This window comes from Comamonadaceae bacterium OTU4NAUVB1 (assembly GCA_024372625.1).
Classification (GTDB): domain Bacteria; phylum Pseudomonadota; class Gammaproteobacteria; order Burkholderiales; family Burkholderiaceae_C; genus Variovorax.
Window position 1 is genome coordinate 2,694,284 of record CP099605.1, and the last position, 12,239, is coordinate 2,706,522.

At 71.5% G+C, this 12,239-nt stretch carries 10 protein-coding genes; 8 read left to right on the plus strand and 2 right to left on the minus strand.

All coding sequences use genetic code 11. The annotated features are described in order from the left end of the window. Positions 1 to 24 precede the first annotated feature (24 nt). Complete coding sequence (radC, locus tag NF681_16065) at positions 25 to 702, plus strand: DNA repair protein RadC (GenBank protein ID UST55809.1); 678 nt, start codon at positions 25 to 27, stop codon at positions 700 to 702. Further along, entirely contained in the window at positions 702 to 1,376 is a 675-nt protein-coding gene (locus NF681_16070) for a Smr/MutS family protein (GenBank protein UST53801.1), read from the plus strand. The genes radC and NF681_16070 overlap by 1 nt, the downstream gene beginning before the upstream one ends. A 12-nt stretch (positions 1,377 to 1,388) precedes the next feature. Here the strand turns inward: NF681_16070 and NF681_16075 are convergent, their stop codons facing one another. Both NF681_16075 and NF681_16080 read right to left on the minus strand, forming a co-directional pair. Then, positions 1,389 to 1,799, minus strand: a complete 411-nt coding sequence (locus NF681_16075) for a group II truncated hemoglobin (GenBank protein ID UST53802.1) — start codon at positions 1,797 to 1,799, stop codon at positions 1,389 to 1,391. Positions 1,800 to 1,807: 8 nt separating this feature from the next. Next, the gene (locus NF681_16080; protein UST53803.1) at positions 1,808 to 4,321 is read right to left on the minus strand and encodes an ABC transporter permease; all 2,514 of its coding nucleotides are present in this window, start codon (positions 4,319 to 4,321) and stop codon (positions 1,808 to 1,810) included. 132 nt (positions 4,322 to 4,453) lie between these two features. Here NF681_16080 and NF681_16085 point away from each other — a divergent pair, with 132 nt between their 5' ends. From NF681_16085 to selA, 6 genes are all read left to right on the plus strand, one after another. Continuing rightward, a complete protein-coding gene (locus NF681_16085) occupies positions 4,454 to 4,828 on the plus strand; it encodes a hypothetical protein (GenBank protein ID UST53804.1) in 375 nt (124 codons plus the stop codon). 178 nt (positions 4,829 to 5,006) lie between these two features. Continuing rightward, complete coding sequence (gene fdnG, locus NF681_16090) at positions 5,007 to 8,081, plus strand: formate dehydrogenase-N subunit alpha (GenBank protein ID UST53805.1); 3,075 nt, start codon at positions 5,007 to 5,009, stop codon at positions 8,079 to 8,081. A 4-nt stretch (positions 8,082 to 8,085) separates the two neighbouring features. After that, on the plus strand, positions 8,086 to 9,093 hold the full coding sequence (gene fdxH / locus NF681_16095; protein ID UST53806.1) for a formate dehydrogenase subunit beta: 1,008 nt from the start codon (positions 8,086 to 8,088) through the stop codon (positions 9,091 to 9,093). A gap of 16 nt (positions 9,094 to 9,109) precedes the next feature. Beyond that, complete coding sequence (locus NF681_16100; GenBank protein UST53807.1) at positions 9,110 to 9,736, plus strand: formate dehydrogenase subunit gamma; 627 nt, start codon at positions 9,110 to 9,112, stop codon at positions 9,734 to 9,736. Positions 9,737 to 9,743: 7 nt separating this feature from the next. Continuing rightward, positions 9,744 to 10,778: a formate dehydrogenase accessory protein FdhE gene (fdhE, locus tag NF681_16105; protein UST53808.1), complete on the plus strand. Its 1,035-nt coding sequence runs from the start codon at positions 9,744 to 9,746 to the stop codon at positions 10,776 to 10,778. Continuing rightward, positions 10,778 to 12,232 carry an L-seryl-tRNA(Sec) selenium transferase gene (selA, locus tag NF681_16110; protein UST53809.1) on the plus strand — a complete coding sequence of 485 codons (1,455 nt, stop codon included), beginning with the start codon at positions 10,778 to 10,780 and terminating at the stop codon, positions 12,230 to 12,232. The genes fdhE and selA overlap by 1 nt, the downstream gene beginning before the upstream one ends. Positions 12,233 to 12,239 lie beyond the last annotated feature (7 nt).

Here is a 12,239-nt window from a genome sequence, read left to right on the forward strand (position 1 = left end):
GCCCTCCTCGTGCCTGCCGTCGCAATGACTTTCAAGGACCTGCCGCCGGACCTGCGCCCGCGCGAGAAGCTCGTCGCGCGCGGCGCCGCCGCGCTGGGCGACGCCGAGCTGCTCGCCCTCCTGCTGCGCACCGGCCTGCCGGGCAAGAACGTGCTGCAGCTGGCGCAGGAGGTGCTCGAGCGCTTCGGCGGCCTGGCCGGCCTGCTGCGCGCCAGCCTGGACGACCTCAAGACGGTCAAGGGCCTGGGTGGCACCGCCAAGCGCGCCCAGCTCGCCGCCGTGCTCGAACTCGCCCGGCGCGCGCTGGCCGAGCAGCTGAAGGCGCGTGCCGTCTTCGATTCGCCCGACGCCGTCGGCCAGTACCTGCTGCTGAACCTCGGCGACCGCCCGCACGAGGTCTTCGCGGTGCTGTTCCTGGACGCCCAGCACCGGCTGATCGCGCTGGAGGAACTGTTTCGCGGCACGCTGACACAGACCAGCGTCTACCCGCGCGAGGTGGTGGTGCGCGCCCTGCACCACCACGCCGCCGCCGTGGTGCTGGCGCACAACCATCCGAGCGGGGACGTCGAGCCCTCGCGCGCCGACGAGCTGCTCACGCGGGCGCTGCAGGGCGCGCTGGCGCTGGTCGACGTGCGGGTGCTCGACCACGTCATCGTCGGCGCCGGACGCACCCTGTCGATGGCCCGGAAAGGATTGATCTGATGCCCACGCCGTCCCGCCCACCTGCCAAGCCGGCGGGCCTGAAGAGCCTGTCCGACCTCAAGGGCGTGCAGCGCGCCCTGGCCGAGGCGCGCGAGCGCGAGGCCGCCGAGGCCGCCGCCCGCGCCGAGGCCGAACGCCGCCAGACGGCCGAGAAGGACCTGTTCAACCGCGCCGTGGGCGCCACGCAGCCGCTGCGCCGCGTGGCGTCGGTGCCGCTGGCGCCCGAGCGGCCGCCGCCGATCCCCGTGCAGCACCAGCTCGACGAGCAGCGCGTGCTGCGCGAGTCGCTCTCCGACGAGTTCGATGTCGAGACGTTGCTCGACGTCGACGACGCCATGAGCTTCCGCCGCCCCGGCATCGGCACCGAGATCACGCGGCGCCTGCGCGCGGGCGAGTGGACGATCCAGCAGCAGCTCGACCTGCACGGCATGCGCAGCGACGAGGCGCGCGAGGCCCTGGGCGCCTTCATCCGCACGGCCAACCGCCAGGGCGTGCGCTGCGTGCGCGTGGTCCACGGCAAGGGGCTGGGTTCGCCCGGCAAGCAGCCGGTGCTCAAGAACAAGACCCAGCGCTGGCTGATCCAGAAGAACGAGGTGCTGGCCTTCGTGCAGGCCAAGCCGGCCGAGGGCGGCGCCGGGGCGCTGGTCGTGCTGCTAGCCCCCGTCAGGCGCTAGGCCGGCCCGGACTCAGGTCCGCATCCAGTCGGCGGTCTGGAAGAACGAGCCGCGCAGGCGCTCGCGCAACGGCGGGTCGACGGCGATGTCGCCCATGGCCTGGTCCATGCAGGCGAGCCATTCGTCGCGCTCGCGGAGGCCGATCGAATGCCCGCCGATGCTGCGCGGCAGGTGGCGCGCGCGCAGCATCGGGTGACCGAAACGGTCGGTGTAGTGCTGCGGCCCGCCCAGCCAGCCGCACAGGAACCAGAACAGGCGCTGGCGCGCGTTCTCCAGCGTCGTGCCGTGCACCGCGCGCAACCGCGCGTAGGCCGGCTCCAGTTCCATCAGGTCGTAGAACCGGTCCACCAGCGCCCTCACCCGCTCCTCGCCCCCGATCCATTCGAAGGGCGTGTCGAACGGTGGTTTGTCCTGGATCTGCATGGCGCCGATCATCCCCTGCGCAGGGTCTCGACGACCGGGCGGCGCAGGATGTCGCGCAGGCCCCACCAGCCCGCGGCGAGCGCCAGCGCGGCGCCGGCCAGCGCGCCGGCGACCGGCACCAGCGGCGAGGCGCGCCAGGCGAACTCGAAGACGTAGCGCGCCAGTCCCCAGCCGATGGCCGAGGCCGCGATGCTGGCCAGGAACCCCGCCAGCAGGCCGACCCCGGCCAGCTCGGCGCGCTGCACCTGTCGCAACAGGCTGGCGCGGGCGCCGACGGCGCGCATCACGGCGAACTCCTGCGCGCGCTCCTCGCGCGTGGCGGTGACGGCGGCGAACAGCACCACCAGCCCGGCCGCCAGCGTGAAGCCGAACAGGAACTCGACCGCGCGGATTACCTGGTCGAGAACGCGCTGCACCTGGCCGATGGTGGCGCTCATGTCGACGTTGGTCACGTTCGGGTAGGCGCGCACTAGGGCGTTGTCGAAGCCCTTGGTCTCGGGCGCGCGGAAGGCGCCCATGTAGGTCACGGGGATGTCGTCCGAGAGCCGGGCGACGCTGTACATGACGAAGAAGTTGGCGTGCAGCGAGCCCCAGTCGACCTTGCGCAGCGAAGTGACGCGCGCCTCGTTGGGCACGCCGCCGATGTCGAAGCGCAGGGTGTCGCCCAGCTTCAGGCCCAGCGTCTCGGCCAGGCCCTGCTCGACGCTCATCTCGCCGGCCGCGTCGGGCGTCCAGGCGCCGGCCACGACCTGGTTGTGCGGCGGCGCCTCGGCGCTGTTGCTGAGGTTGAACTCGCGGTCGACCAGGCGCTTGGCGCGGTCCTCCGTGTAGTCGTCGGGGCCGACCGCGCGGCCGTTGACCGCCACCAGCCGGCCGCGGATCATCGGATACCAGTCGAAGCCCTTGACGCCGCCCTCGCGCAGCGACTGCTGGAAGGCTTCGCTCTGGTCGGGCATGACGTTGATGACGAAGCGGTTGGGCGCGTCCGGGGGCGTCGCCTGGCGCCAGCTCGCGACCAGGTCGGTGCGCAGCAGCACCAGCAGCACCAGCGCCAGCAGACCGACCGCCAGCGCGCTGACCTGCACCACCGCGTAGGCCGGCCGGGCCGAGATCTGGCGCGTCGCCAGCACCAGCCAGCGCGGCGCGGTGGATTCGTTGACGGCGCGCCGCAGCACCTTCACCGCCAGCCAGCTCAGGAGCGCGAACACGGCCACCGCGCCCGCGAAGCCGCCCACCGCGATCAGGCCGAGCTTCAGGTCGCTGCTGGCCGCCAGCAGCAGCGCGACGAAGCCCAGCGCGCCCACGCCCAGCACCGCCAGCGAGGCCGGCTTGAGCCCGCCGACGTCGCGCCGGATGACGCGCAGCGGCGGCACCTGGGCGAGCTGCAGCACCGGCGGCAGGCCGAAGGTGAACAGCAGCGTCAGGCCCATGCCGATGCCGAAGGCGGCCGGCCGCAGGGTCGGCGCGGGCAGCGCGGTCTCCACCAGGCCGGCGAGCAGCAGCACGAAGGCGTGATGCACGGCGAAGCCGATCGCCACGCCCAGTGCGCTGGCGCCCAGGCCGACCAGCGCGAACTCGAAGGCGTAGGCGCCGGCGATGGTGCGCTGGCTCTGGCCGAGCACGCGCAGCATGGCGCAGTCGTCGAGGTGGCTGGCCGCGAAGCCGCGCGCGGCCAGCGCCACCGCCACCGCGCTCAGGAGCGCGGCCAGCAGCGCCACGAGGTTCAGGAATTTCTCGGCCCGGTCGAGCGTCTGGCGCATTTCCGGGCGGCCGCTCTCGAAGGATTCGAGCCGCGCGCCGCGCAGTTCGCCCTTCTTCAGCACGGCGTCGGCGGAATCGGTGAAGGCCTTGACGGCGGCATCGCCGCCCGCCACAGCGAATCGGTAGTTGACGCGGCTGGCCGGCTGCACGAGCGCGGTGCGCGCCACGTCGGCCTGGTTGAGCATCACGCGCGGCGAGAAGCTCATGAAGCCGCCGCCACGGTCGGGTTCCAGAACAATCACGCGCGCGACGCGCAGGCTGGCGTCGCCCAGCAGCAGCGGGTCGCCCACGCGCAGACCCAGCGCGTCGAGCAGCGAGGCATCCACCCAGACCTCGCCGGGCGCCGGGACGTCGCGCGTGGCCTGCCCGGGGGCGTCGGCGGCGGTGGTGGTCAGCAGGGTGCCGCGCAGCGGATAGCCCGGGGCGACGGCCTTGAGCGACACCAGCTTGCTCGCGCCGCCCTGGGCGTCGGTGGCGCGCGCCATGGTCGGAAAACCGTAGGTCATGGCACCCTGCAGTCCCAGCGTCGCGGCCTGCGCGGTGAAGGCGGCCGGCGTCGCGCTGTCGGTGACCAGCACGGCGTCCCCGCCCAGCAGCTGGCGGGCGTCGCGCTGCAGGCCGCCCTGGAGCCGGTCGGCGAAGAAGCCGACGGCGGTCAGCGCCGCCACGGCCAGCACCACGGCCACGATGAGCAGGCGCAGTTCGCCGGCGCGCAGGTCGCGCCACAACGTGCGCCAACCGAGACGGAGGGAGGGGTTCATCGCGCCCACGATAGCCGAGGGCCAAAGGGCCGGGCGGTTGCGGGTTGATCACAGGACAGGGATAAGAACCTGTCGCTAGACTGTTTCAAAATCTTTACGGCGGGCGTCCACGCCGTCTCGAAGGAGAACACCTTGCACCCACGACACCTTATTTCCGGCGCCACGGGCGCGACGCTGGCCGCGCTGGCGCTGGCCGCGTCGGCCGCCCTCGCGGGTTGCGACCGCAAGCCTTCGGCGCCGCCCGCGCCGTCGGCCGGTGGCACGTCCATGGGGCCGACCGCCGCCTCGGGCGGCGCGCCGACGGCGGGCTACCCGGCGGGCATCAAGGCGGCGCCGTCGGGCGACACGGTGGCCAAGTCCGGCACCCACGACGGTCCCGGCGAGGGCGCCACCGCCATCGGCGGAGTGACCCCGAGCGCCAACGTGACGCCGCCGCCCATCGGCAATTCGACCGTCCCGACCGGCGGCGACGGCCGCCCCGCCACGCCCGACGCCCCCAAGCCCTGAGGCCGCGCGGCCCGACCGGTCGCCCAGGCGTCCGGTCGGTCGCGCCATCGCGGGCACGATCCGTTCTTGTTTCCGTTTTCCGTTTTCCGTTTTCTCTCAGTCCAGTCCCGTTCGCTTGTTCCCCCACGAGAAGAATCACGATGAAGCACCACAACCCTTGTCCGGCGGAGGTGTCCCTATGGACATGAGTCGCCGCCAGTTCTTCCGCGTCAGCGGTGCCGGCCTGGTCGGCTCCAGCATCGCGGCGCTCGGCTTCTCGCCGGCCGCCGCGCTGGCCGAGACGCGCAACTTCAAGCTCGCCCGCACCACCGAGACGCGCAACACCTGCCCGTACTGCTCGGTCGGCTGCGGTCTGATCATGTACAGCCTGGGCGACAACGCGAAGAACGTCGTCCCGGCCATCCTGCACATCGAGGGCGACCCGGACCACCCGGTCAACCGCGGCACGCTGTGCCCCAAGGGCGCCGGCCTGCTCGACTTCGTGCACAGTCCCAACCGCCTGAAGTTCCCCGAGGTCCGCGAGGCGGGCAGCAACGAGTGGAAGCGCATCAGCTGGGACAGCGCGCTCGACCGCATCGCCAAGCTGCTCAAGGACGACCGCGACGCCAACTTCCAGCGCACCAGCGCCGACGGCAAGATCGTCAACCGCTGGACCACCTCCGGCATGCTGGCCGCGTCGGCCTCCTCCAACGAGACCGGCTACATCACGCACAAGGCATTCCGCTCGCTGGGGATGCTGGTCTTCGACAACCAGGCCCGCGTTTGACACGGACCGACGGTGGCCAGTCTGGCCCCGACGTTCGGCAGAGGCGCGATGACCAACCATTGGCAGGACATCCAGCATGCGGATGTCGTGCTCATCATGGGCGGCAACGCGGCGGAGGCGCATCCGTGCGGCTTCAAGTGGGTGATCGAGGCGAAGAAGCACAACAAGGCCCGCCTGGTGGTGGTCGACCCGCGCTTCACGCGCTCGGCGGCCATGGCGGACTACTACGCGCCCATCCGGGCGGGTTCGGACATCGCGTTCCTCTCGGGGGTGCTCAACTACCTGCTGAGCAACGACCGGATCCAGACCGAGTACGTGCGCCACTACACCAACGCGCCGTTCATCGTCGGGCCTGACTACAGGTTCGAGGACGGCCTCTTCAGCGGCTACGACGCGGACAACCGCAAGTACGACGCCAAGTCCTGGGGCTACGCGCTCGACGAGCAGGGCATGGCGCGCGTCGACATGACGATGCAGGACCCGCAGTGCGTGCTCCAGGTGATGAAGCGCCACTATTCGCGCTACACGCCCGAGATGGTGAGCCGCATCACCGGCACGCCGCAGGACAAGTTCCTCAAGGTCTGCGAACACATCGCCAGCACGTCCACGCCCGACCGCACCATGACGGTGATGTATGCGCTCGGCTGGACCCAGCACAGCCAGGGCTCGCAGATCATCCGCACCGGCGCGATCATGCAGCTGCTGCTGGGCAACATCGGCGTGATGGGCGGGGGCATGAACGCCCTGCGCGGCCACAGCAACATCCAGGGCCTGACCGACCTGGGACTGCTGTCGAACTCGCTGCCGGGCTACCTGTCGCTGGCGCGCGATGGCGAGCAGACGCTGCCGGACTACTACAAGACCCGCGCGCTCAAGCCGCTGCGTCCCAACCAGATGAGCTACTGGCAGAACTACCCCAAGTTCTTCGTCAGCCTGCAGAAGGCCTGGTGGGGCGACGCCGCGACGGCGGAGAACGAATGGGCCTTCCACTACCTGCCCAAGCTCGACAAGCTCTACGACGTGCTGCAGGCCTTCGAGCTGATGAACAAGGGCCTGATCAACGGCTACATCTGCCAGGGCTTCAACCCGGTCGCCTCGTTCCCCAACAAGCACAAGACGGTCGCCGGGCTGTCCAAGCTCAAGTTCCTGGTCACCATCGATCCGCTGGTGACCGAGACGAGCGAGTTCTGGAAGAACTACGGCGAGTACAACGACGTCAGGACGGCCGACATCCAGACCACCGTCTTCCGCCTGCCCTCGACCTGCTTCGCGGAGGAGGAAGGCTCGCTGACCAATTCCACGCGCTGGCTGCAGTGGCACTGGAAGGGCGCCGAGCCCCCGGGCGAGGCGATGGGCGACATCGAGATCGTGGCGGGCATCTTCAACCGCATCCGCGCGGCCTACGCCAAGGACGGCGGCGCCTTCCCCGATCCGATCGTCAACCTGAACTGGCCCTACAAGATCCCGCACGCGCCCTCCCCCCAGGAGCTGGCGATGGAATACAACGGCAAGGCGCTGGTCGACCTGATCGATCCGAAGGACCCGACCAAGGTGCTGGCCAGGGCCGGCGAGCAGTTGCCGGGCTTCGGGCTGCTGCGCGACGACGGCAGCACGTCGTCGGGCTGCTGGGTCTACTCGGGCGCCTGGACGCAGGCGGGCAACCAGATGGCGCGGCGCGACAACGCCGACCCCTACGGCGTCGGCCAGGCGCTGAACTGGTCGTGGGCCTGGCCGGCCAACCGGCGCGTGCTCTACAACGCCGCCTCGGTCGATCCGAAGACGGGGCAGCCGTGGATCGCCCGGCGCATGCTGGTGAAGTGGGACGGCACGAAGTGGATGGGCTCGGACATTCCCGACATCCGCCCGGACGCCAACCCGATGGAGGCCGACGCCGTGCGTCCGTTCATCTTCACGGCCGAAGGCGTGGCGCGCCTGTTCGCGCCCACCGGCATGGCCGAGGGGCCGCTGCCGGAGCACTACGAGCCGTTCGAGTCGCCCCTGGTGAACAACCCGATGCACCCGAACAACCCGGTGGCACGCGCCAACCCGGCCGCGCGGGTGTTCCAGGGCGACCTGGAGATGCTGGGCGTCCCCAAGGACTTCCCGTACGTCGCCACCAGCTACCGGCTCACCGAGCACTTCCACTATTGGACCAAGAACGTCCGCTCCAACGCCATCATCCAGCCGCAGCAGTTCGTCGAGATCGGCGTCGAGCTGGCGGAACTCAAGGGCATCACCAACGGCTCGCTGGTGAAGGTGAGCAGCAAGCGCGGCTACATGCGGGCGGTGGCGCTGGTCACGCGGCGCATCCAGGCGCTGCAGGTGCAGGGACAGACCGTGCACACGGTCGGGCTGCCCAACCACTGGGGCTTCATCGGCCTCACCAAGCCGGGCTTCCTGGTGAACACGCTGACGCCCGTCGTCGGCGATGCCAACACCCAGACGCCGGAATACAAGTCCTTCACGGTCAACATCGAAAAGGCCTGAGCCCATGTCGTCCCTTCAAACCCTCGACATCGCGGCGCGCTCGGCCACCACCGTGCAGCCGCCCGACGCCCGCCACCGCCCCCAGGTGCAGGAGGTCGCCAAGCTGATCGACGTGTCCGCCTGCATCGGCTGCAAGGCCTGCCAAGTGGCGTGCATGCAGTGGAACGACCTGCGCGACGAGGTCGGCGTCACCACCGGCACCTACAACAACCCCAACGACCTGACGCCGGACTCCTGGACGGTGATGCGCTTCGCGGAGGTCGAGCCCGAGCCCGGCCACCTCGAGTGGCTGATCCGCAAGGACGGCTGCATGCACTGCGAGGACCCGGGCTGCCTGAAGTCGTGCCCGGCGCCCGGCGCCATCGTCAAGTACAGCAACGGCATCGTCGACTTCATCAGCGAGCACTGCGTGGGCTGCGGCAACTGCGTGACGGGCTGCCCGTTCGACGTGCCGCGCATCAGCAAGACCGACAACCGCGCCTACAAGTGCTCGCTGTGCTCCGACCGCGTCACCGTGGGCCTGGAGCCGGCCTGCGTGAAGGCCTGCCCGACCGGCGCCATCCACTTCGGCACCAAGGAGGCCATGCACCAGTACGCCGACGAGCGCATCGTCGACCTCAAGGAGCGCGGCTTCAAGAACGCCGGTACCTACGACCCGGCCGGCGTCGGCGGCACGCACGTCATGTACGTGCTGCAGCACGCCGACCGCCCCGGCCTCTACAGCAACCTGCCCAAGGACCCGCACATCAGCCCGCTGGTGTCGCTCTGGAAGGGCGTGGCCAAGCCGCTGGCGGTGCTGGCGATGGTCGGCACGGTGGTGGGCAGCTTCTTCCACTACATGAAGGTCGGCCCGGTGGAGGCCAAGGAAGGCGCCAGCGACGAGGACGAGGACGGCCACGGCGTCAAGGCCGAGATCATCGAGGCGCCGCCGGCGCCGGGGGCGCCACCGCCCTCGTCCGTGCCGCCCGTGCGGACGGTGCACGATCCCGCCGCCCCGCCGCCCCGCGTCTGAACCAGGAGCCTCCGCGATGTCGACCGTCCGCTACCTGCGCCGCTACCGCGACGCCACGCGCATGAACCACTGGTACGTGGTGCTCATGTTCATCGCCGCCGCGCTCTCGGGCCTGGCGTTCTTCCATCCCTCGCTGTTCTTCTTCAGCGCCTTCTTCGGCGGCGGCCAGTGGACGCGCATCCTGCACCCCTTCTTCGGACTGGGCATGGTGGGGGGGTTCGCGTTCCTGTTCTTCACGATGTGGCGCGAGAACGTGCTCGACCGCGCCGACCGCGAATGGCTCGCGAAGGCGCCGGAGATGCTCAAGGGCAACAAGGAGGGCATGCCGGCCGTGGGCAAGTACAACGCCGGCCAGAAGCTGGTGTTCTGGGCCTTCGCGGTCAGCCTGCTGCTGCTGCTGGTGACCGGCTTCATGTTCTGGAGCCCGTGGTTCGTGCACTTCTTCCCGATCACGCTGCGGCGCGTCGCCGTGGTGGTGCATGCCGCCTCGGCCGTCGTGCTGGTGGTCTCGGTGATGACGCACATCTACGCTGCGATCTGGATCAAGGGCACCATGCGCGCCATGACGCGCGGCACCGTCACCGAGGGCTGGGCCAAGCTGAATCACCCGCTGTGGCACCGGAAGATGACGCGCGGCGAATAATTCCTCGATGACCCGCAACGACCACGACGCTTCCTCCCCCGCCGCCGCACCGCGACCGGCCTACACCACGCGCGTCCTCTCGGCCGAGGAGATCGCGCTGCAGGCCGGGCGGCAGATGCCCTTCCTGCGCCTGCCCCGGCGCGCGCTGGTGTTCTCCGACCGCGCGCTGCGGCTGCGCCAGCTCGCCCCCGCCCACGCCATGCGCGACTACCTGCTGTTCGTGGCCGAACTGGCCTCGGCCCAGCACCGCGTGCTGCAGGACCATCCGGACGTCGCCCTGCCCGACGGCGCGGCCTGCGCCGCCGCCGCCAAGGCGCTCAAGCCGCCCGTGCCGGCCTTCGGCTGGCCGCGCGACGCGCTCTGGCGCACCGGCCTGCGGCGCCTGCTCGGCCACGTGCGCGAGCGGCTGCCCGACGGCGCGGCGCGCGCGACCGTCGAGCGCATGATCGACAGCGAGGACGACTGGCTCGAGGACCAGGCCGACCGCCTGCTGCGGCGCCAGACGCTCGGCCTCGACCTGGCCACCGCGCCCCTGATCGGCGCCGGCCTGCAGGTGTACTGGACCCAGCTGGCGCTGCAGAGCGCCGACGTGCACGGCGAGCGCGTCTTCGGCCACACCGACCCCGCCACCGAGTGCCCGTGCTGCGGCAGCGCGCCGACGGCCTCGGTCACCCGCATCGGCGCGGACGACGCCGGCTTCCGCTACCTGCAGTGCGCCCTGTGCGCCACGCAGTGGCACTACGTGCGCGTCAAGTGCGCCCACTGCGAGAGCACCAAGGGCATCCACTACGAGGCGCTCGCGCCGGCGCACGACGGCCTGGAGGCGTCCGCCACCGGCGCGCGTCCCGGCGCCGTCAAGGCCGAGTGCTGCGACACCTGCGGCCACTACCTCAAGCAGGTGTCGATGGAGAAGGACCACGAGGTCGAGCCCGTGGCCGACGACCTCGCCAGCGTGGCGCTCGACCTGCTGGTGGCCGACGCCGGCTTCGCGCGCAGCGGGCACAACCTGATGCTGCTCTTCGGCGACGGCGGGGACGCCTGATGGGCGCGTCCGGCGGACCCGCGGTCCACGGTGCCCAGGCGCGGCCCCAGGACCTGCCCTCGGTCGACCGGCTGATGCGCGCGCCGGGCGTGCCCGAACTGCTCGCCGCCCACGGCCACACGCTGGTCGCCGGCGAGATCCGCGCCCTGCTCGACGCCTTGCGCGCCCGGGTCCTGGCCGGCGGGCTCGACCGCGCCGAAGTCGCCCCCGATGCGCTCGCCACCGCCCTGGCCGCGCGCGTCGACGCGCGGCTCGCGCCGCGCATGCGCACCGTGTTCAACCTCACCGGCACCGTCATCCACACCAACCTCGGGCGCGCCGTGCTGGCCGATGCCGCCCTGGAGCGGCTCATGGTGCTGATGGCGTCGCCCGCCAACCTCGAGTACGACCTCGCCACCGGCGGCCGGGGCGAGCGCGACGCGCTGGTCGAGGAGCTGCTGTGCACCCTCACCGGCGCCGAGGCCGCCACGGTGGTCAACAACAACGCCGCCGCCGTGCTGCTGACCATCGGCGCGCTGGCGCACGGGCGCGAGGCGATCGTCTCGCGCGGCGAACTGGTGGAGATCGGCGGCGCCTTCCGCATGCCCGACGTGATGGCCGCCGCCGGCGCGCGCCTGGTGGAGGTCGGCACCACCAACCGCACGCACCCGGCGGACTACGAACGCGCCATCGGCGCGGACACGGCGCTGGTGATGAAGGTGCACACCAGCAACTACGAGGTCCAGGGCTTCACCGCCGCCGTCGGCGAGGCCGTGCTCGCGCCCATCGCCCACGCGCGCGGCGTGCCGCTGGCCACCGACCTGGGCAGCGGCTCGCTGGTCGACCTGGCCCACCACGGCCTGCCGCGCGAACCCCTCCCGCAGGAGATGATCGCCGCAGGCTGCGACGTCGTCACCTTCTCCGGCGACAAGCTGATGGGTGGCCCCCAGGCCGGGCTGATCGTCGGCGGCAAGGCCGCCATCGAGCGCATCCGCACGTACCCGCTCAAGCGCGCGCTGCGCGTGAGCAAGCTGCCCCTGGCCGCGCTGGAGGCGACCCTGTCGCTCTACCTGCGGCCCGAACGCCTGACGCAGGACCTGCCGACGCTGCGCCTGCTCACGCGTCCGGTCGCGGCGATCCGCGCGACGGCCGAGGCGCTGCTCGCGCGGGTCGCCGCCGCCGTCGCGCCGCGCTTCACGGTCGCGGTGGTGGCGCTCCAGGGGCAGATCGGCTCGGGCTCGCTGCCGGTCGAGCGCCTGGCCTCGGCCGGACTGGCGCTGGCGCCGGCGGGCACGACGCGCAAGGGCCTCGGCGGCGCGCTCGACGCCCTGGCGACGGTGCTGCGCGGCCTGCCGCGCCCGGTGATCGGCCGCATCGCCGACGACCGCCTGCTGCTGGACCTGCGCTGCCTGGAGGACCACGACCGCGCCGCCTTCGCGGCCCAGCTCGACACGCTGCGCGAGCGGCTCGGCTGACGGCTGC